The organism is Paraflavitalea speifideaquila (genome assembly GCF_032395985.1).
Classification (GTDB): domain Bacteria; phylum Bacteroidota; class Bacteroidia; order Chitinophagales; family Chitinophagaceae; genus Paraflavitalea; species Paraflavitalea speifideaquila.
Genome location: NZ_CP135920.1, coordinates 7,083,001 through 7,101,559 on the forward strand (window position 1 = coordinate 7,083,001; position 18,559 = coordinate 7,101,559).

26 protein-coding genes are annotated in these 18,559 nt (G+C 46.3%); 14 read left to right on the forward strand and 12 right to left on the reverse strand.

Annotated features, from left to right (window positions below):
* Positions 1-458: 458 nt before the first annotated feature.
* The 5 genes from RS881_RS48630 to RS881_RS48650 all read left to right on the forward strand — a co-directional run bounded on the left by RS881_RS48630 (position 459) and on the right by RS881_RS48650 (position 5,592).
* The gene (locus RS881_RS48630) at positions 459-2,174 is read left to right on the forward strand and encodes a PQQ-dependent sugar dehydrogenase (protein WP_315817421.1); all 1,716 of its coding nucleotides are present in this window, start codon (positions 459-461) and stop codon (positions 2,172-2,174) included.
* Positions 2,175-2,351: 177 nt separating this feature from the next.
* Positions 2,352-2,705, forward strand: coding sequence for a YciI family protein (locus tag RS881_RS48635; RefSeq protein ID WP_315817422.1), 354 nt, complete (start codon positions 2,352-2,354; stop codon positions 2,703-2,705).
* Positions 2,706-2,850: 145 nt separating this feature from the next.
* Complete coding sequence (locus tag RS881_RS48640; protein ID WP_315817423.1) at positions 2,851-3,870, forward strand: RNA polymerase sigma factor; 1,020 nt, start codon at positions 2,851-2,853, stop codon at positions 3,868-3,870.
* Positions 3,871-3,881: 11 nt separating this feature from the next.
* A complete protein-coding gene (locus RS881_RS48645) occupies positions 3,882-4,097 on the forward strand; it encodes a hypothetical protein (protein WP_315817424.1) in 216 nt (71 codons plus the stop codon).
* A 283-nt stretch (positions 4,098-4,380) separates the two neighbouring features.
* Entirely contained in the window at positions 4,381-5,592 is a 1,212-nt protein-coding gene (locus RS881_RS48650) for a hypothetical protein (protein ID WP_315817425.1), read from the forward strand.
* 27 nt (positions 5,593-5,619) lie between these two features.
* On the opposite strand, the gene RS881_RS48655 is transcribed toward RS881_RS48650, so the two are convergent.
* From RS881_RS48655 to RS881_RS48695, 9 genes are all read right to left on the reverse strand, one after another.
* Entirely contained in the window at positions 5,620-6,123 is a 504-nt protein-coding gene (locus RS881_RS48655) for an alpha/beta hydrolase (RefSeq protein WP_315817426.1), read from the reverse strand.
* On the reverse strand, positions 6,107-6,436 hold the full coding sequence (locus RS881_RS48660; protein WP_315817427.1) for an alpha/beta fold hydrolase: 330 nt from the start codon (positions 6,434-6,436) through the stop codon (positions 6,107-6,109). The genes RS881_RS48655 and RS881_RS48660 overlap by 17 nt, the downstream gene beginning before the upstream one ends.
* Before the next feature lie 182 nt (positions 6,437-6,618).
* Complete coding sequence (locus tag RS881_RS48665; protein WP_315824855.1) at positions 6,619-6,891, reverse strand: LamG domain-containing protein; 273 nt, start codon at positions 6,889-6,891, stop codon at positions 6,619-6,621.
* The gene (locus RS881_RS48670) at positions 6,864-7,469 is read right to left on the reverse strand and encodes a hypothetical protein (RefSeq protein ID WP_315817428.1); all 606 of its coding nucleotides are present in this window, start codon (positions 7,467-7,469) and stop codon (positions 6,864-6,866) included. The genes RS881_RS48665 and RS881_RS48670 overlap by 28 nt, the downstream gene beginning before the upstream one ends.
* A gap of 192 nt (positions 7,470-7,661) precedes the next feature.
* Entirely contained in the window at positions 7,662-8,108 is a 447-nt protein-coding gene (locus tag RS881_RS48675; RefSeq protein WP_315817429.1) for a single-stranded DNA-binding protein, read from the reverse strand.
* A gap of 152 nt (positions 8,109-8,260) precedes the next feature.
* Positions 8,261-8,626, reverse strand: coding sequence for a hypothetical protein (locus RS881_RS48680; RefSeq protein ID WP_315817430.1), 366 nt, complete (start codon positions 8,624-8,626; stop codon positions 8,261-8,263).
* Complete coding sequence (locus RS881_RS48685) at positions 8,596-9,819, reverse strand: hypothetical protein (protein WP_315817431.1); 1,224 nt, start codon at positions 9,817-9,819, stop codon at positions 8,596-8,598. The genes RS881_RS48680 and RS881_RS48685 overlap by 31 nt, the downstream gene beginning before the upstream one ends.
* Positions 9,816-10,043: a M14 family metallopeptidase gene (locus RS881_RS48690; protein WP_315817432.1), complete on the reverse strand. Its 228-nt coding sequence runs from the start codon at positions 10,041-10,043 to the stop codon at positions 9,816-9,818. The genes RS881_RS48685 and RS881_RS48690 overlap by 4 nt, the downstream gene beginning before the upstream one ends.
* Complete coding sequence (locus RS881_RS48695) at positions 10,028-10,843, reverse strand: M14 family zinc carboxypeptidase (protein ID WP_315817433.1); 816 nt, start codon at positions 10,841-10,843, stop codon at positions 10,028-10,030. The genes RS881_RS48690 and RS881_RS48695 overlap by 16 nt, the downstream gene beginning before the upstream one ends.
* Before the next feature lie 256 nt (positions 10,844-11,099).
* Here RS881_RS48695 and RS881_RS48700 point away from each other — a divergent pair, with 256 nt between their 5' ends.
* The 6 genes from RS881_RS48700 (at position 11,100) to RS881_RS48725 (ending at position 15,172) form a co-directional block, all read left to right on the forward strand.
* Positions 11,100-11,267 carry a 7-cyano-7-deazaguanine synthase gene (locus RS881_RS48700; protein WP_315817434.1) on the forward strand — a complete coding sequence of 56 codons (168 nt, stop codon included), beginning with the start codon at positions 11,100-11,102 and terminating at the stop codon, positions 11,265-11,267.
* Positions 11,268-11,287: 20 nt separating this feature from the next.
* Positions 11,288-12,193, forward strand: coding sequence for a tRNA 2-thiouridine(34) synthase MnmA (gene mnmA, locus RS881_RS48705; protein WP_315817435.1), 906 nt, complete (start codon positions 11,288-11,290; stop codon positions 12,191-12,193).
* 257 nt (positions 12,194-12,450) lie between these two features.
* Positions 12,451-13,041, forward strand: coding sequence for a hypothetical protein (locus RS881_RS48710; protein WP_315817436.1), 591 nt, complete (start codon positions 12,451-12,453; stop codon positions 13,039-13,041).
* A gap of 322 nt (positions 13,042-13,363) precedes the next feature.
* Entirely contained in the window at positions 13,364-14,008 is a 645-nt protein-coding gene (locus RS881_RS48715) for a hypothetical protein (protein ID WP_527250446.1), read from the forward strand.
* Complete coding sequence (locus tag RS881_RS48720) at positions 13,990-14,667, forward strand: S8 family serine peptidase (RefSeq protein ID WP_315817438.1); 678 nt, start codon at positions 13,990-13,992, stop codon at positions 14,665-14,667. The genes RS881_RS48715 and RS881_RS48720 overlap by 19 nt, the downstream gene beginning before the upstream one ends.
* A 91-nt stretch (positions 14,668-14,758) precedes the next feature.
* Entirely contained in the window at positions 14,759-15,172 is a 414-nt protein-coding gene (locus tag RS881_RS48725) for a T9SS type A sorting domain-containing protein (RefSeq protein WP_315817439.1), read from the forward strand.
* Between the two features lie 46 nt (positions 15,173-15,218).
* On the opposite strand, the gene RS881_RS48730 is transcribed toward RS881_RS48725, so the two are convergent.
* Genes RS881_RS48730 through RS881_RS48740 form a run of 3 tightly spaced genes read right to left on the reverse strand, consistent with a single transcriptional unit; the run spans position 15,219 to position 16,200 of the window.
* Complete coding sequence (locus tag RS881_RS48730) at positions 15,219-15,521, reverse strand: hypothetical protein (protein WP_315817440.1); 303 nt, start codon at positions 15,519-15,521, stop codon at positions 15,219-15,221.
* A 14-nt stretch (positions 15,522-15,535) separates the two neighbouring features.
* Positions 15,536-15,892, reverse strand: a complete 357-nt coding sequence (locus RS881_RS48735) for a hypothetical protein (RefSeq protein WP_315817441.1) — start codon at positions 15,890-15,892, stop codon at positions 15,536-15,538.
* A 47-nt stretch (positions 15,893-15,939) separates the two neighbouring features.
* Positions 15,940-16,200, reverse strand: coding sequence for a hypothetical protein (locus RS881_RS48740; protein ID WP_315817442.1), 261 nt, complete (start codon positions 16,198-16,200; stop codon positions 15,940-15,942).
* A gap of 228 nt (positions 16,201-16,428) precedes the next feature.
* Between RS881_RS48740 and RS881_RS48745 the strand changes: the two genes are divergently transcribed.
* From RS881_RS48745 to RS881_RS48755, 3 genes are all read left to right on the forward strand, one after another.
* Positions 16,429-17,016 (forward strand): ligand-binding sensor domain-containing protein, encoded by a 588-nt coding sequence (locus RS881_RS48745; protein ID WP_315817443.1) that lies wholly within the window; start codon positions 16,429-16,431, stop codon positions 17,014-17,016.
* Positions 17,017-17,116: 100 nt separating this feature from the next.
* The gene (locus RS881_RS48750; RefSeq protein ID WP_315817444.1) at positions 17,117-18,295 is read left to right on the forward strand and encodes a ligand-binding sensor domain-containing protein; all 1,179 of its coding nucleotides are present in this window, start codon (positions 17,117-17,119) and stop codon (positions 18,293-18,295) included.
* The gene (locus RS881_RS48755; protein WP_315817445.1) at positions 18,264-18,551 is read left to right on the forward strand and encodes a hypothetical protein; all 288 of its coding nucleotides are present in this window, start codon (positions 18,264-18,266) and stop codon (positions 18,549-18,551) included. The genes RS881_RS48750 and RS881_RS48755 overlap by 32 nt, the downstream gene beginning before the upstream one ends.
* Positions 18,552-18,559 lie beyond the last annotated feature (8 nt).

Consider the following 18,559-nt stretch of genomic DNA (forward strand, 5'->3'; position numbering starts at 1 on the left):
GCATGTTAAATCATTCATGTTCTTCATCATTGCGTTTTCCCCCTTTGTTTATTGCGAAATAAGGCCCTTTTGACAACCTCTCATATCTTCCAGGAAGATATTAAATACAATATGTGTTGGGTAAATTAGTCATTCATTGGCAGCTGTGCCGGGGGTACGGATGGAAAGATACAGCCTGGCTGATTACCCGTAAAATTAAGGAGCTTTTTTGTAAACACCAACAGATTATCAGTCTCTTATGCATTGAAAGCCATTAGATACGTAGTATTACAACAATTATTGGTATTTTCTACATGCCTTTCGCATTATTCTAAGCCCCCTGCCAATTACCTTTTTCCTGATTCCGTCCCTACATGCCTTTTACCTCCGGGCATTGGATTTGTACCCATTCCAATAACTCCTTTTTCCAGTACCTGTCTAACTGTTTTTACCTGGCTTCCACCTGTAAAATCAAGTATATGACTAACACTACTCCCCTGCATGGCCGTTTTCTGCCCGGCTTAATTGTGTACCTGCTGTTGGCATGTACAACGCTGCAAGCTCAGCCCGTATTGACCTTCACCCCCGTTATTCCTTCAGGCCTCAGCGCGCCGGTAGATGTGGTCAATGCATCCGATGGCACCAACCGTTTCTTTATTGTAGAACGAGGCGGCACCATCAAAGCTTACGATGCTTCCTTTAATTTGTTGGGGACGTTCCTCACCGTAACCGGCATTACTTCTGGCGGAGAACGAGGATTACTCAGCATGGCCTTCCATCCCGCCTACGCCACCAACCGTTATTTCTTTGTACACTATACCAATGCCGTTGGTGATGTGGAAATTGCCCGCTACCAGGTACAGGCAGGTAATCCCAACCTGGCCGACCCATCGTCCAAAACCGTGATCCTCACCATTGAGAAGCCAATACCCGAAACCAACCACAATGGAGGCAAGCTCAATTTTGGACCCGATGGCTATTTGTATTTTGCGGCCGGCGATGGGGGCGGCAGTGGTGATGAACGCAATTATGCCCAGCGCGGCGATAGCCTCATGGGGAAAATGATCCGGATTGATGTAGGTAACTTTACAACGCCTCCATATTACAGCATCCCCGCCGACAACCCTTACATTTCTGCAACGGATACCTTACACGCCATTTGGGCCTTTGGTCTGCGCAATCCCTGGCGCTGGAGCTTCGATCGGAGTACAGGCGACATGTGGATTGCCGATGTGGGACAGGATGGATGGGAGGAGATCAATTTCCGTCCGGCTGCAGCTACGGGTAACGTTAACTATGGATGGCGTTGTTATGAAGCCAATGCCCCTTTTAATAGCAGTGGTTGCCTGCCTGCAGCCAATTATATAAGCCCCATATTTTCGTATCCACACGATAATGTGACCGGTGGATTTGCCGTGACTGGTGGTTATGTTTATCGAGGGTCCCAATTTCCCACACTGGCGGGTTATTATATTTGTGCCGATTATATTTCCAACAATGTATGGCTCATCAAATCCAATGGCGGTACCGGATGGCAGGTAACGCAACAAGGTGGACTGCCTGGACGTATTGCCTCATTTGGTGAAGCCGAAAATGGTGAACTCTATGCCCTTTCCCTTACTGCAGGCGCCCTTTTCCAAGTAGCCGTTTCCAGCGCCTTGCCCCTTACGCTCCTTTCTTTCACAGCAAAAGCACAGACAGGATACAATGAATTACGCTGGAAAACCAGCCGGGAGATCAACCTGCAGCAATTTGACCTTGAATACAGCAATGATGGATCAGCGTGGATAAAAGCAGGCACGGTACTGACAGATCCTAATAATGTAAGCCCCGAATACTATTTTAAGCACCCCACCCATTTCGAAGGCAGGATGTATTACCGGTTAAAATCGATCGATAAAGATGCCACCTACACCTATTCAAAGATCATCAGCCTGGATACCGATCCCGAAAAAGGCATGGAGCTACAACTTTTCCCTACAGTGATCACTTATGGCCAGCTACAAGTGCAATTGAATGAGCCCTTCGCAAATCTCCAGCTGTTTAATATGCAGGGACAAATGCTTATCACCCAAAACCTCCAAAACCAAACCGGTATTATTCGACTCGATGTAAGCGGCTTTAACAAAGGTGTTTATACCGTGATAGCCAGCCGACCCGATAAAAAAGTGAGTAAAAGTTTCAGGGTTCAATAGAATTATCACCGCATACTCCCTTAGAAAACTACCCAATGACCAGAAAACCCGGCACTTGCCGGGTTTTTATTTACCCGGTAAGGAAGACTAGAAAGATTTTCTCAATTTTGTCCTCCCACGCTTTCCTTATCCGTCATACTTGCGACAATAACATTTAATAACGCAAAAATCATTCGTATGAAAGAGTTTATGTTCATTTTCAAAGGCCCTTATTATGAAGACATGAATTTGAGTGCCGAAGAAGCAGAAGCAAATATGTACAAATGGCTGGATTGGGTACAGCAGCTTAAAAATGAAGGCATTTATGTTGAAGGCCGCCCCTTAATTAAAGGAGGCAAAATGGTGTCCGGTAAAAATGCCGTGGTTACCGATGGTCCTTTTGCTGAAAGCAAAGAACTCGTAGGCGGTTACTTTATTATCAAAGCCAAAGACATTGACGAAGCGGTACAACATTCTAAAGGCTATCCCGATTTTGCATTAGCTGGCAGCCTGGAAGTAAGAGAAGTACAGATTATTCCTGGTGCGGACTAAACTTAACGAAAAAGATCATTTCAAGAATACCGGCTTCCGGTTACCAGCAACTGGTAACCGGAAACCGGTAACTGTACATCCTTATCTGGTTACCAGCAAGCTGGTAACCGGTATCTGTTAACTGGCAATAAGCAATTGGTATTTAATGCCCAACGAATCTCCCCAGCAGGTTGTAGAACATCTTTTCCGGCATGAGTCCGGCAAGATGATTGCTGTGCTTACCCGCGTATTTGGAACCCATAACCTGGGCATGGTAGAAGATGTAATACAGGAGGCATTTCTCAAAGCCGCCCAAAGCTGGCGTTATGGACAATTACCCGATAATCCCGCAGCCTGGCTGATGCGTGTGGCTAAAAACAAAGCCATCGATCTCATTCGCCGTGAACATCATTTCCGTTTGTATTCGCAAGAACTGGTACATCAGCTAAAAACAGAGGCTGAAGAAGCGCTCGAACATTTCTTCCTCGATACGGAGATTGCCGATAGCCAGTTGCGTATGATCTTCGCCTCTTGTCACCCCGCCCTCAAAGAAGAAGACCAGATAGCCCTGACCTTGAAAACTGTTTCTGGTTTTAGTGCTTCCGAAATAGCCCGCGCACTCATTACCAATGAAGCTACCATTCAGAAACGCCTCTACCGCGCCAAACAATTCCTGAAAGAAGTACATATCCCATTGGAAATTCCGGTGGGTGAACAGCTAAAGGAGCGACTGGAAATTGTATATTCAGTATTATACCTCCTGTTCAATGAAGGATATAATTCGGGCAAAGAAGATGAACTCATACGGCATGACCTTTGCGTGGAAGCTCTGCGCCTTGGCATACTATTGTCTCAACATGCTGTTGGCAGCCGGCCTGCTACGTATGCCTTGCTGGCCCTCATGTGTTTCCAGGCCTCCCGATTTGAAAGTCGCATAGGTGCGCACAATACCATTATCCTGCTCCAGCACCAGGACCGCAGTACCTGGAATAAAGACCTGATCAAACGCGGTTTTCAATACCTTAATCATTCTTCACAAGGACAGGCACTGACCATCTATCATATCGAATCGGCCATCGCAGCCGAACATTGCATGGCCGCTCACTTTGAGGACACGAACTGGCAGCGAATGCGTTACCTCTATGACCTCCTCCTCGAAAAAAACCAACCTCTCTCGTTCGTTTAAACCGGGCCATTGTGCTGGCTCAAATGGATCAGGCGGCTGAAGCTATCCAGGAAATTTGGAATATCGAGGGTATCGAGAAACTCGTAGCAACACAATACCTCTACCCAGCTGTATTGGGTGAACTCTATAGCCAACTGGGTGATTGTAATAATGGCCGGCAGTACCTTTCTCAGGCACATAACCTTACCACCTCGCTGGCGGAGAAAAAACTGATCCTGGAAAAATAAAGCAACTGGAGAAAATACACCTCAATTAAACAGTTTGTTCCGTCACCAGCCGAAGGCAGCTTTAGGGAGGGCCCCTTCCCGCCAGTTATCGGGACGGCTTACCCAGTATACGGTTGACTGTCTAAGACTTCCTATTGCCTTGTTGCCTTATCGCCTTGTTCATATTATGCCGCAGGGCCATACATTTGTAACATGAAGTTATGGCTGGTACTCTTGCTGGGCTTGCTCTTGTGGCAAACTACTTCCACTGCTCAAACACGCAGGGAGGATATTTACTCCGGTTTTGTTTTGTACGAAAAAAAGAGCCTGGCTCGAAAAAGACCTGCGGGAAAATGTAATAGGCCACCATTTCACTCAAGCCCTTGATAGTAATTCAGAATACCAATTTGAATCAGCCTGCCTGGCAATCTCCCAGTTTCAGCTTACCGGCGACGATGTGGCTAATGGATTTGACAAACTCTTCCTTCAATATGATTCCCTCCAATACGATACCAAAAGAGCCTTATTGGAAGCGGTCTATGCCACCTACCCAAGTACTTTTGCGCAGCAGGTACAAAAGGTGTTTCAAAACGAAACGCACCCCAAGCTGTTTGCCATGTGCGCAGCTTATCTCTTTCGGCATGATACGTCTACCAATAACGTGAATGATATCAAGATCAGGATGGTAGAACAGTTCAGCAATTATGACTCCATACCCTTGCTGCAGGCATTGGAAAATCACCTCAACACCTACCTCACCAATAAGGCCCGTAAAACGCCCGACCTTACTGCCCTCTTTAGCAGCCAAGCTATCCGTAAACAAAAAACCATTTATTCTTTTCAACGCTGGAACCGCGATTATGCAGGAATGGCCATTGTGCAGGATGCTGCAGGCCGCTTTATGCGGCATCCCGATGGACGGCTGATGATCTTTGAACAACTGGCCCGCTCGGCCTCCAACCTGCCTTATTTTATTACCAATGGGAGTACACCACAGGGCATTTACAGCATACAGGGTACCGCTGTATCTGGCAACACGCTCATTGGCCCTACCCCCAACCTTCAACTGATCATGCCCAATGAAAATAGCTGGGAAAAGTATTTTCAAATGCCTCCCTGGGAACATTGGGATAGCACGCGCGATTCAATGGTTTCCTATCTCGACCTATTCCCTCCATCCTGGAGGAAATACACACCCATGACTGAAGTATTCCAGGCGGGCAAAATTGGCCGTACGGAGATCATCGCCCACGGCACGACCATCGACCCTGAGTATTTTAAGAATAAGCCCTGGTATCCCCTTACCCCCACCAATGGTTGCCTTTGCGCCAAAGAATTATGGAATGTTTCCAATGGCCGTTTGCTGGTGAGTGAACAGTTCAACCTGGTGAGCGCCTTTATGGCCACAGTTGGCAGCAAGGGTTACCTCTTTGTTATCAACCTTGATGATAAGCAGGCCCCTGTTAGCCGTGCCGAACTGGAACAATTGGTGAAGACCTACGAGCGGAACAGGTAATAAATCGAGTAAAGAATGACGGAAATATTAAAAGTTCTTCCGTAGTAGTTGCTTAAAGGTTTCCTGGTAGTCTTGCCGCTCACTCATGCCGTTGTGGCCTCCTCCTGGTAAAGTGACTAGCGTATCCTTCTCTTTAAAGAGCTTGCTCAGCTTGACAGATGACCCATAATAGATCACCCCGTCTGCATCACCATGAAATACAACCACCGGCATTTTACATTGCGGTAAGAACTTGTTGGTTTCAAACTTGTATTTAAGCAAGAAAGGTGGCAAGATTGGATAATAATGACGCACCATATCCGACAGATTATAGTAAGGCGCCTGGAGGATCAGTAAGCGGGCCTTGCTTTGAGCGGCCAGCCAGGTAGCAGCCCCTGTTCCGATTGAATACCCCAGGATAATCATTGAATCCTCCCGGTAACCCACTTTCAATTGATCATATACAGCACGCACATCGCTGTAAAATTTATCCTGACTGCTGATGTTGTCTTCACTTTTCCCATACCCCGGTAGTCTAGCATAAAAGGTCATAACCAGCATCTGTATAAAACCGGGCCACTTCACCCCAGGAATCCAGCGAACCCGCATTTCCATGCAAATAAAAAATAAGCCCCTTCGAACTATCCGCCTTAAACAACAGACCGCTCAATGACTTACCATCGTCCATGCTAAAACTCATTTCCTGGAAAGGCTGGCTAAATCGGAATTCATGATCTTTTGCAAGCTTTTCCGGAAAGAAGATCAGCTTCTCCTGCAGAAAATACACCAGGATGCAAAGCACTACATAAAAACCAGTTATGATCAGTAAACTACTCACCAATACCTTTTTTGTGCGGGCATTCATAACAGTTGATTAATCAATAATTAATTACAACATAAACAGCCAGATCCTGCCATGCCTTTAAGATAATTCAAATCATCCATTTAATCAGCTTAATGCAGAAGGATCTCAATAAAAAAGCGAGCGTCTCCTGTGTTCGCAAGAACAAGAAGCGCCCGCTCTTATTTATCGTTTAGCCTTAAATATTAGTTCTTCAACCTGTTTAATTGTTTTACTTCACCATAACATAAAGCCCTGTTATAAATACGAATGTCATCGATAACCCCATTGAAATAATAAGGATATTGTGGGTTGATGGTCTTTCCAATATATACATCGGCATTGCTTGGAGTGAACGAAGCAGGATTATTCCGCTCTGCTTTCAGCAATCCATCTATGTATATTTTTGAAACACCATTCTCATAAGTGTACACAACGTTATACCATCTTCCTACCTTAATAGCATTAGTGTCTGCGATCGCAGCTGTTCCAGATGATCCATAATTATTACCATACCCCCTGAAAAGAACTGCTTATTTACATCAATAGGTGTATAGCAATCGGTGTAGTCTGAAAACCGGAGTGCATAATAACCATCTTCATAATCATTGGAAATTTGTTTCCCTATAATTTGGTTTCCCTTACAAAGGCCATGATAAAAGCCTTGCACTTTAACGATGGCCGAGAGGGTAATACTGCTCGCTGGATTAAGGCTGGCGCTATTGGTCACTTTCATATAGCTATTACTTCCATCGAATAAATAAGCGCCATTGGCCCGGCCAAAACGATCCGTAGTCTTGGTAGCATTATTAAATACAATATGGTTATTCTTGCCACTGCTGTCATTAAGGGTACCGCCATTAAAGTTATACAAGGCTACCAGTCCATCTTTCAAATCGTAGCAATCGCAGTCAACCGTATCCCGGATAGTGACTGTATCCTTTACAATAACTGTATCATAAATGGGCTCTTTCTGACAGGAGGCGAGCTGTGTGCCGGTAGAAAATACCAACATATACAGGAGCACGCCGCCCAAAACAATCTTTAAATATTTCATATACACGGTTATAGGTAAAATAATCAGCTAATTTAATCAACGGCGGGCTACCTTTTTGTGCAAACTGATATTCGTGCAAAAACAAGCCAAAAGCGTGTCAAAATGGCCAATAACCGTGTAATCGACGCCAACAAAAACGCCCCGCTAAGCGGGGCATTTACTTAAACTATAAAACAGTGGGATAGTACAAAATTAGAAGGGCAAGTCATCCATTGGAGCTTCGCCATAATTGCCAGCAGCTGCAGGTACTGCATTATTGGCAGGAGCAACATAGTTGTTATTATTATTGCTGTAACCGCCACCCTGGTTATCACCACCTTCACCACGGCTGCCCAGCAATTGGATACTCAATACACGCAAGGTTAAAGAAACACCTGTAGTTCCATCATTCTTGGAATAGGTTCTGATATCAGGCGTACCTTCTACATATACCTGAGTACCCTTACGTAAGTAAGGTGCGATACCCGTACGGTCTGTCCAATACGCACATTCTACCCAAATGGTTTTATCTTTCTGGTTACCCTGGGCATCCCGGAACTTCTCTGTATGCGCAACATTGAAGTTGATCACATTTTTGCCATTCACTGTGTTGGTAACACAATCCTTACCCAGGTTACCGATTGCTTGTAGTTTAATCATACTTAATAATTTTAGCTTCGTACTAATTGTTTCAACCGGCAATTTACAGTTTCCCGCAACGGTAACCATAAATAGTATTTTTGCTGTTGATAACATGTGAAGTATTGCACGCCTGCCGCAATTTCAGCCATCGCCTAAATACTACCTCCCAGCTATTCATCCGCCTTTGCAGCACCGGCATCAATAAGTCGCCCAAAGAAAATAGCATTCATAAATAACTTCGTACCACCCAGCCACAAAGCACGGAAATTGGGATTGTCGGCAATAGAGATCACTCTTCCATTCCCGATAGCACTGACCAGCACAGCGGCAGAATTTTTCAAAGCCTCCTGGTTTTCTTTAACCATATAACCACTTTGCAAGGGCTTCTCGCCATACACATACGGATTGGAATAAGGATTTTTACTACGCTCCGGAATAATATTGTTGGCCTTGAATAAGTCAACATAAGGCTGGTTATAACCATACCCCAGTGGATGTGTTTGATCTACCTCGGCCCGTAAGATGGAACCAAACATGCGCCTGGCGCCCTCCCGGTATTCCCGTTCATTATACCGCAGCAATTTGGCAGTATCTTCTTTGGCCTTTTGAAACCCACATTGGTAAGCCCTGCCTGCGCACCCCATTCCACTGCTTCTTCGGTCAATATTAAGGTGCCGCCAGCCTGCACCCAGGTCTTAAGTTTGTCCTTATTCAGGCTATTGTAATTACCTCCCGCCAGGATCATGGTATTGTACCTGTTCAGGTCAATAATATTGAACACATTGATATCTAAATGTGTGGCGGGAATATTAAAACGCTGGTCCAGCAAATACCACACTTCCCCCGCATCTATAGGGTTCACGCCTGCGCCGGTTAATAAAGCTATAGCAGGCCTGGTAACCACTGGCATCCGGCTGCTGCCCAGGTCGCTTCCACTGATCACATTTCCCGTTTTAACCGCATAGATCGTAATCCCATTATCAGCTGCCACCTGTTGCACCGTAGCATATAATTTGTCACCATCTACCGTTTGCAACTGTACCGGAATAGAAATAGTTCCATATCCAAATGACTGGTTGCCCGTGGCGGTAGCAATTTGAAAAGGCACTGTAGAAACCCTGGCGGCAATACCCACTTTTTGTAAAGCATACAAAGCACGCGGCGCATTGTAATCATCCCACCTGAATAAATAAGCATAGTTCGTTTTACCACCATTTACACTGCCTTGCGGAAAAACCACTTTATCTACTTTGTTACCCAATAGCGAAGGAGCGAACCTTCCCTTACTCACTTCCGCATAAGACAGGCCATAAGCCAGTGGCATTGTCCAGGCAGTAATATCATAGAACAAGCTGTCTTTATAGGTAAGCGTTTTATCAAAAATGCCATGCAGCAAACGGATCTGTGGTTGATTGGCGGGTATTACATACCCTTCGCCTTTATTAAAACCAATCCCGGGTTCGCTCGTAAAATTACTCCCCAGTTCATATACCTCTACCTGGTGACGGCGCAACATCTCAACAAACAATGCAGTACGAAAGGGGTCATTCCCATACCCCAATACATATCCGCCCAGTGGCGCCGCAGCAGCTTCGGCCAATGCTTCTTTATAAAATTCACGTTGGTAATTCAGAAACTCTTTGCGTAGCGCCTGCGCACCTTCCAATGTGGACAGGGCTGTTACAAACTGGTTCCGGATGGTGAAGGGGAAACGCAGTACGCCATTCATGGTTTCCTGCGCATGTCCACGAGAGGATGCCTGCTCAAAAGGATGCCTATACAACCCTGCACATCAGGATAGGTAGACCCCTTCCCATAATAAAAGTCATCATAATTCTCTTTGGTAAAATAGAGTGATCCGATACGATCCAGTACCGCAGCATGGTATATCCCGAGTTTAGCGGTTAACTCCTGGTTCTTTTGAGGGGTCAACGGATTTACGCGCGAAGGCACACCCGGTTGAAAAAGAAAGTAGCATTACTACCCTGTTCATGATGATCTGTAAGAATATTGGGTTTCCAGGCGTGGAACCATTTGAGCCTATTCTGACTTTCCACATGCACCGCTGGCAACCAGTCACGATTAAGGTCAAACCAATAATGGTTGAACCTTCCACCTGGCCAGGTTTCATTAAACTCCCGGCTATTTACATCGGTTACCAGGTTCTTACTCTTGTTTTGGTTGACCCAGGATGAAAACCGTTGCATGCCATCCGGGTTAAACGAAGGGTCAAATAAGATCACCACATTATCCAGCAATTCTTCTATTTTCTTGCCCTGCGCGGCTGCCAGGTAATAGGCACTTACCAGTGAAGCATTGGAACCACTCTGCTCATTACCATGGATGGAATGTCCGATCCAAACCACGATGGGCATGTTATCAATATTCAGGGAACCCGAGCGCGAAGGGTCGGTCAGCTGTACGTGTTGCTGTCGTATTTCTTCCAGCCGCTGGTGGTTCTTAGGAGAAGTGATGATCAACAATACCTGTGGCCGGTCTTCGTAGGTAAAACCCATTGTTTCCAGCTTCACCCGCTCAGGCGCCGCCGCTGCCACTGCCCGCATATAATTCACCAGCCGGTCATGTGTAACATGCCACTGACCCACTTCGTGGAAAATAACATCTTTGGGTTTGGGAATAGCAGGACTGTAACTAACCGAATCCGGCAGGTAATAATTTAGGTCCTGCCCTTGTACAAAAAGCGATAGCAATTGAAAGGCCACAAAGCCATGGGCCCATAGCAGTTTTCTCATATTGTTTCTGGTTGGGTATAAACCCGGAAAAATAAACAATGATGCGCGAACCGGCAAGCCGTTCAACGATTTGCCGCGACTCATTAATCAACAATAATTCAACACGTTATGCATACCAGCCTAATTTCTACAACTTCCGGACTCTCCAGTCTTCCGGACTTTCCCGACCTCCGGACTCCCCCAACTCTCCCGTCTTCCAGACTTCCCCGAACAGTTTGTATATTTGCCTGTTATTCTCCATACTAAACAAGCAAAAATGAGTCGTAAAGGAAAAGTGCTGGTAGCCATGAGCGGCGGTATTGACAGTACCGTAGCAGCCCTCATGCTCAACGACCAGGGCTATGAGGTGGTGGGTATTACCATGAAAACCTGGGATTATGCCGCCAGCGGAGGCAGTAAAAAGAAACGGGCTGCTGCAATGTAGACTCCTTCAATGATGCCCGCATGGCAGCCGTACAGCATGGTTTTCCGCACTTTATACTGGATATCCGGGAAGAATTTGGCGGCTTTGTAATCGATAATTTTGTAGATGAATACCTTGCCGGACGTACTCCCAATCCCTGCGTGATGTGCAATACCCATATTAAATGGCGGGCACTGTTAAAACGTGCCGATGCGCTTGATTGTGAATTCATTGCAACAGGTCACTATGGCAGTATTCACCAACACACGAATGGCCGTCATTACATTAGCAAAGGAGTCGACGAAACAAAGGACCAATCTTATGTGCTGTGGGGCCTTCAGCAAGACCTTCTTGCCCGAACCATGCTGCCGCTGGGTACTTACCGCAAGACCGAGATCCGCCAGATGGCCCTCGATTACGGTTACCCCGAACTGGCCAAAAAGAGCGAAAGCTATGAGATCTGCTTTGTGCCTGATAATGACTACCGCGGCTTTCTGAAACGCCGGGTCGATGGACTGGAACAACAGGTGGCAGGAGGCAATTTTGTTGATAAAGAAGGCAAGGTCCTGGGCAAACACAAGGGTTACCCCTTTTATACCATTGGCCAGCGTAAAGGGCTCGATATTGCCTTTGGGAAGCCTGTTTATGTGACCAATATCATCCCCGAAACCAATACCGTCATGTTGGGCGATGAGGATGACCTCAACCGCCATGACATGGTCGTAAGCAAGATCAATTGGCTTAAATACGACGGCATAACCGACGGTATGGAAGCCATTACCAAGATCCGTTACAAGGATAAGGGCACCCTGTCCAACCTCTACACCCATGAAAAAGGCGTAAATGTCAGGTTCTATGAAGATGCCAAAGGCGTAGCTCCTGGACAAAGTGCTGTATTTTATGAGGGGAATGATGTAATTGGCGGAGGCATCATCCAAAGAGGATAAAACACCCCCTGAAGTCGCTTTCGGACCTGATTTTCAAGCAATAAATAGGCTGATAAAACGTTATCACAACCGGGAAAGATCAAAACTTCCCGGTTTTTATTTATACCCTGCCCCATCCATCAGCCCTATGCTGAACGTATCTAAGGAGGCAACTAAAAAGAGTTATACTTGTCCAATAAGAAGATATCCATAGAATCTAACCGGTTTACCATGAAAAACACGTTACCCTGTTACATTGGCTTTCAGTACTTACTTTATTGGTCATCATCAATGCCTGTGGCAAGGAAACCGACGATACGCAGTATGATAAACCAACTGATTTCCTCCAACTGCAAATAGGCAAATATGTCATATACAGGTTAGACTCCACCAAATTCACCAATTTTGGGCTCGATGAAACGATCAGTTCCTATCAGGCGAAGGACATTGTGGAAGGTAAGTATGCCGATCAACTCAACCGGCCTACCTGGCGCATACAACGCTACCTGCGTGACCTGAACAGTACCAACGAAACCGATTGGAAGGCCAATGTGGCCTATGAAGTGATTGAGGGTGATAATATTGTTGAAGTAAATGAAAACAACCTGCGTTTCCTCAAAATGCAAGGCCCGGTCAAAGAAGGCCGTAGCTGGAAGGGCAATGGTTACTTACCCGAAGAACCCTATAAGCAATTTGATTTCAGCATCACCGAGGGCATGGAGTTTTGGGAATATACGTATGAAGAATTTGGCGCTGCCGAACTGAACGGAAAAGCATACGACAATACCATTACGATTACGCAGATCAATGACTCCACCGATGTGCCTGTTATTGATATTCACAAGCCTGCCTCAAAACTGTATGGGTAGAGAAATATGCTAAAAACATCGGTCTTATCTATCGGGATGTAGCCATTTGGGAGTACCAACCGCCTACTCAATCGGAACCCATGGGTAAAAAGGTGGGCTTTGGCTTGAGACTATCCATCCTGGATCATAATTAAACCTTTCCTTTAAAGCAGAAGGAAGGCCAAAACCATTGCTGCATGAAGTACCTCTTTACAATAGCCTGCCTTATTTTGCTTTCCCTGGGTACCCGGGCACAATATTCCCGTTATATTGTCAGGTTTACCGATAAAAAGGTACTGCCCATACCCTGGCAGCACCTGCCACTTTTCTTTCTCCCAGGGCTATTGAAAGAAGAACACGTCAGCATATCGCCATCGACTCTACGGACCTGCCGGTATCTGCAGCCTGGCTCGACAGTCTCCGGAAAATTCCCAACCTCACGATTTTGAATAGCTCCAAATGGCTCAACCAGGTGTTGATCACTACTACCGATGCCAATGCTTTGGCCAAGGTTAATTCCTATCCCTTTGTAATAGCCACCAGTCCACTGGGATTAAGAACCCAAAGTAGCCAGGATAATAAACACATTAATAAATTCACAGAAACCTATACGCCGCTCACTGCCGGGGCCATTGATCAGGCCGCCAGAACTAATGGCGAAACAGCACTTGACTATGGCAGCAATAGTAACCAGGTACGCATCCACCGGGGCGACTACCTCCACAACCACGGTCTTACAGGCAGAGACATCATTATAGCCATTCTCGATGCAGGATTCCGTACCTATACTACCAATCCCGCACTCGATAGTGTACGTTTGCAAAACCGCATACTCGGTACCTGGGATTATGTAAGGAATGAAAGCAGTGTTACGGAGGATGACACACACGGTCTTTACTGCTTTACGATTATTGCAGCCAATAGGCCCGGCGTGATAGTAGGCACGGCCCCCATGCCAGTTTTTGGTTATTGCGCACTGAACAAGTAGGGGTTGAATATCCTGTTGAAGAACAATATTGGACCGCTGCGGCTGAATTTGCCGATAGTGCCGGAGCAGATATGATCTCTTCCTCCCTGGGTTATGCCGACTTCGATGACCACGCTTTTGATCATACGTATGCACAACGGGATGGCAATACCTCCATCATTACCCGCGCAGCCGACTATGCAGCCCGCAAAGGCATGATTGTAATGAACAGCGCCGGCAATTATGGCAACCGCACAGACGATCTTAAGTTTGTAATCTGTCCGGCAGATGGCGATAGTGTAGTAGCGGTTGGCTCTGTCAACAATGCTGGAATCATAGCTGGTTCTTCCAGTTGGGGGCCCAATAGCAAGGGACGTATAAAACCCAATATCGTTTCTGTAGGCCAGGGCGCCATTATGGCCAATGTAAACGGCAATCCCATGTCCAGTAACGGTACCTCTTTCTCCAATCCCAATGTAGCTGGTTTGATAGCCTGTCTTTGGCAAGCCTTCCCTGAATTAAACAATATGGCCATTATTGATGCCGTACAAAGAAGCGCCCACAAGTTCAACAACCCCGATGAACGCTTTGGATATGGCTTGCCCGACTTTAAAAAGCGATGGTATCGCTATTGCAAAAACAAGCCCATGCCAGCAGTACCTATAATAATTGTATGGTGAACCTCCAATGGACCAGCAAGGACGATACCAGCATGGTGTACACGATTGCCCGCAAACTACCGGGCGAAACCACTTTTACCCCTGTTAAAAGGTGGCCTCCGCTTCGCAGGCTTTCAAATCCAATCAATATACCTGGCAGGATACCATCACTACAACAGCCAAAGGATTGGCTACCTATCAGATTGTACAGGCTATTGGCACCGATACTACTTTTGAGATAGCCACGCTACAAGCGTCCATCAATGCTATTTGCTTCCCCCTTAATACTACCCGCATATTGCCCAGCCCCTTTAGCAGCCAGGTCAATATTGTGATCAACTCACCCGATGCAATCAATAAATTGGGTATACAGATCAGTGATATGCAAGGCCGCATTGTGTATAAACGTATCGCCAGCAAACCAGTTGGTTATTTTAACTGGCCGATCTACTCCGCCGGTTGGCAGAGTGGCATGTATAAGGTATCCTTGTACAATGGATCGAACCGTTTCTTTGATCAAAAGTAATGAAGCTACCCTAATCAACCTGGTCATCAAACACATTACCCTTTCTTCAACAGGGCTGCAAACATTGTATCTGCCTGTTGGTCATATCCTTTAACAACTCCATTTTGATCACCTGCAGGCCAAACTGCTCCTGTATATATTGTACCACGGCCTCATTTTCCCCTTCAAATACTGAACAGGTAATGTATAAAAAATGCCCTCCGGGAGCTAACTCTTTAATTACCCTCCCCACGATCTTCTTTTGTAACTCCTGATACGGCACAATCCCTGCCGGATCAAAATAATACAACTGCTCCGGTGTCCTACTCCAAGTGCCCGAACCCGAGCAAGGCACGTCTGCAATGATCAATTCAGGTGCTTTAGCTAATGGCAACCGCTCATGCCCATTACTAAGATCAGCAACAAAAGACCCATATTGGGTGATCCCTGCTTCGGCAAAGCGCTTTTAAGGTTAACGATAATTGATTCGCGTATATCTGAAACAATGAGATCGATTTTACCCAGTATATCGCAGGCCAAAATAGATTTACCTCCACTAGCCGCACAACAATCCCATACGGGGATACCCGGCCGGGGCCACCCCTCCACTTTCAGCAGCTCCCCTACCCTTTGTGAACTATAGTCTTGTATGACTGCCTCTTTGTTAAGCTGAATAAGTTCATCCACTTTTGAAGCATTGGCCAACGCAATACAGTTGGTTGCCGGCATGCTATACGCCATACCTGCGGCCTCCAGCTTTTGCCGCACTACTACTTCCCTGCCGGGCCTTAGTCGTAGAAAAGCTGTGGCTGTACCAAAAAGGAGCCGTTGAATGCTTCCCAATCAATGCCCTGGCTAAGCGCAGTGCCCCACGGAAAAATAGCCTGTACACTTTCTCCTTCTGAAGCCGATGCCGCTACCAGTAAGAACTTTTCCTCCAATGGCAAAGCCACCTGCTCATTCCAGGCCGGTTTTAATTGCCCCAGCCATTCATTAGGGGCCGTTGAACTAAGGAATAAACCCGCCACTACCCTTTCTGCCGCGGGCAATTGGGAGAAAGCCTTTCCCAACCGGAAATAACAATAACACAGGTGACTGATACTCTTCCTGTCTCGCGATCCGTATTTTTATCCTGCCTGAAGAAGTCTTTAATAAAAATACCGAAAGGTTGCTGCCCTTTGTAGCGGTCAAGCACCTGCACAGCGGTATTGAGGTGAGCGAAAAATTTCATCCGGTGCAAGATAGTGAATAGTCAATAGTGAGTACCTTTCCAATCCATGCGCATTCGCCTCCTGATATGGTATATTTTACTACTGCCTGGATGGGCAGCAGCCCAGGAAGCCGCTTATTCATTCAGAACGATCAACATCAACCATGGCTTGTCGCAAAACAGCGTCATAGATATCGCCACCGACGATAAAGGTTTCCTCTGGTTTGCCACACAAGATGGGCTCAACCGCTACGACGGCAAAGAATTTGCTGTATTCAGGAAAAACTTCGATGATATTACCACCCGTGCTTATAGCCGGTTGGGTAAAGTCATAGCAGGTATTGATCATGACCTCTGGCTGATCACGAGTGGGGGTAAACTCGAACGGTTTAACCTGTACAATGACTCCTCTACCCCTTTCCGGAGTTTATTAAATGGAATGAAATTACCTGCTGTCAGTTGCTTTCGTCAGGAGAAAAATGGCGCTTTGTGGATTGGTACTGAAAGAGCAGGATTGTTTTACCAGGATACAGCCGCTCATACCACCCATTATACCAGGGCCAATGGCTGGCTCAACAGCGATTCTATTCACTTTCTTTTTCGTTGCCACAACAAAAATACTGGGTCCTTACTACCAATGGCATTACTGCATTGACACCTGGCCAATCCAGTGGCAAGACGCACTACCTTCACAAGGCCGCTGGTACTCCTGTTTCCTGCAGTGTAATGGAGGAAGACAGCAGCGGCAACCTCTGGTGGGCACCTATGCCCAGGGCATTTACTGCAAACGCCCCCAGGATAATACATTCGTTCCCTATACTGGTTTTAGCTCCGAACAAAACCTGCCTGCTGATTTGGTGGTACAAGCCATCAAGACCGACACCCAGGGGCGTATCTGGATAGGCACCCTTAGCAAAGGGTTGTTCATATTAAACCCGAAGGATTCTACTGTTCGCCAACTCAAACCTGAGGAAGGCAATGCCGCTAGTCTAAGCTATAAAGATGTGCTTTGCATTCAACACGATAAACTGGGAGGCACCTGGGTAGGTACCGATGGCGGTGGCGCCAGTTTGTACGACAAGCGCCTCAATATGTTTTCCCTTCTCTCGAAAAATACGCTACAGAAGAAAATACCTATCGAACAGGTACGCTCTATCACCACCGACGATAAAGGAGGTTTATGGATCGGCACCTCTTCCAGTGGGCTATCTTATGCCACCAATATACAAAGCCGCCAGTTGGACCGGGTAAACCTTTCAGCAGCGCATATCACGGATAGCAGCGAACGTATTGTTGCCCTGCATGCAGATGCTGATGATACCTGGATAGGCATCCAGGATAATGGCCTGCTGATCATGAATAGCCAAACTAAAGTTACCAAAGCCAATTTCACCCCCAAGGCCAAAGGAAAATATTATTTGCCCGATCATACTGTATGGTCCATACTCCCTGTAAACCATAACCGCGCCTGGCTGGGCACCCGTAATGCAGGGCTATGCCTGCTGGACAAACAGCAGGGGCTTATCAGGAACTTCCAGTACAACCCATTAGATAAGCAGGGGATAGCCGACAACAATATCCGCACCATCATTGCCATCAACGATACCCTATTATGCCTTGGCTTTGAAAATAAGGGCATCCAGTTTTTCAATACCCGGTCAGAAAAATTCTCTTTTCTCTCGCAAGACAAACCACTTCAACAATTACGCGAAGAAGAACCCACCCTGAAATGCCTCTTCTTTCGACCGCCCTATTTATTGATCGGTACGCTTGGCAATGGTATCATTGTGTTTGATACTACGTCCGGTAAATCCATTCCCATTACTGAAGAAAACGGGTTGCCCAACAATACCATTTATAGTATCGTACCCGATAAATTGGGTAATTTATGGATGAGCACCAATGGCGGCATTATCCGCTTTATCCCCCACTGACCTACATAAGATCAATAACTCCCATTTCAGTTTGTTTACTGCCGAAGATGGCCTGCAAGGCAATGAGTTCAATACGGGCGCCTACTATGCCGACCGCAATGGGGTTCTGTATTTTGGAGGTTCTAATGGCCTGAACTGGTTCGATCCTATCAAATATACGGGCAGTAACCCAGCGGTACCTGTTGTGATTACCCAGGCCACTATTAACAATGAACCCTGGAAGGGGGATACGGCTATTACTTATAAAAACTACTGAAACTGTCC

Coding starts and splice junctions, on each gene's coding strand:
- RS881_RS48670 (WP_315817428.1), bottom strand. CDS start 7,469: ATGAAATATTTAAAGATTGTTTTGGGCGGCGTGCTCCTGTATATGTTG.
- RS881_RS48735 (WP_315817441.1), bottom strand. CDS start 15,892: ATGGCGTATAGCATGCCGGCAACCAACTGTATTGCGTTGGCCAATGCT.
- RS881_RS48655 (WP_315817426.1), bottom strand. CDS start 6,123: ATGACCTTTTATGCTAGACTACCGGGGTATGGGAAAAGTGAAGACAAC.
- RS881_RS48745 (WP_315817443.1), top strand. CDS start 16,429: ATGCGCATTCGCCTCCTGATATGGTATATTTTACTACTGCCTGGATGG.
- RS881_RS48680 (WP_315817430.1), bottom strand. CDS start 8,626: ATGTTTGGTTCCATCTTACGGGCCGAGGTAGATCAAACACATCCACTG.
- RS881_RS48635 (WP_315817422.1), top strand. CDS start 2,352: ATGAAAGAGTTTATGTTCATTTTCAAAGGCCCTTATTATGAAGACATG.
- mnmA (WP_315817435.1), top strand. CDS start 11,288: ATGGCAGCCGTACAGCATGGTTTTCCGCACTTTATACTGGATATCCGG.
- RS881_RS48700 (WP_315817434.1), top strand. CDS start 11,100: ATGAGTCGTAAAGGAAAAGTGCTGGTAGCCATGAGCGGCGGTATTGAC.
- RS881_RS48660 (WP_315817427.1), bottom strand. CDS start 6,436: ATGAATGCCCGCACAAAAAAGGTATTGGTGAGTAGTTTACTGATCATA.
- RS881_RS48755 (WP_315817445.1), top strand. CDS start 18,264: ATGGCGGCATTATCCGCTTTATCCCCCACTGACCTACATAAGATCAAT.
- RS881_RS48695 (WP_315817433.1), bottom strand. CDS start 10,843: ATGAGAAAACTGCTATGGGCCCATGGCTTTGTGGCCTTTCAATTGCTA.
- RS881_RS48685 (WP_315817431.1), bottom strand. CDS start 9,819: ATGAATGGCGTACTGCGTTTCCCCTTCACCATCCGGAACCAGTTTGTA.
- RS881_RS48675 (WP_315817429.1), bottom strand. CDS start 8,108: ATGATTAAACTACAAGCAATCGGTAACCTGGGTAAGGATTGTGTTACC.
- RS881_RS48640 (WP_315817423.1), top strand. CDS start 2,851: ATGCCCAACGAATCTCCCCAGCAGGTTGTAGAACATCTTTTCCGGCAT.
- RS881_RS48630 (WP_315817421.1), top strand. CDS start 459: ATGACTAACACTACTCCCCTGCATGGCCGTTTTCTGCCCGGCTTAATT.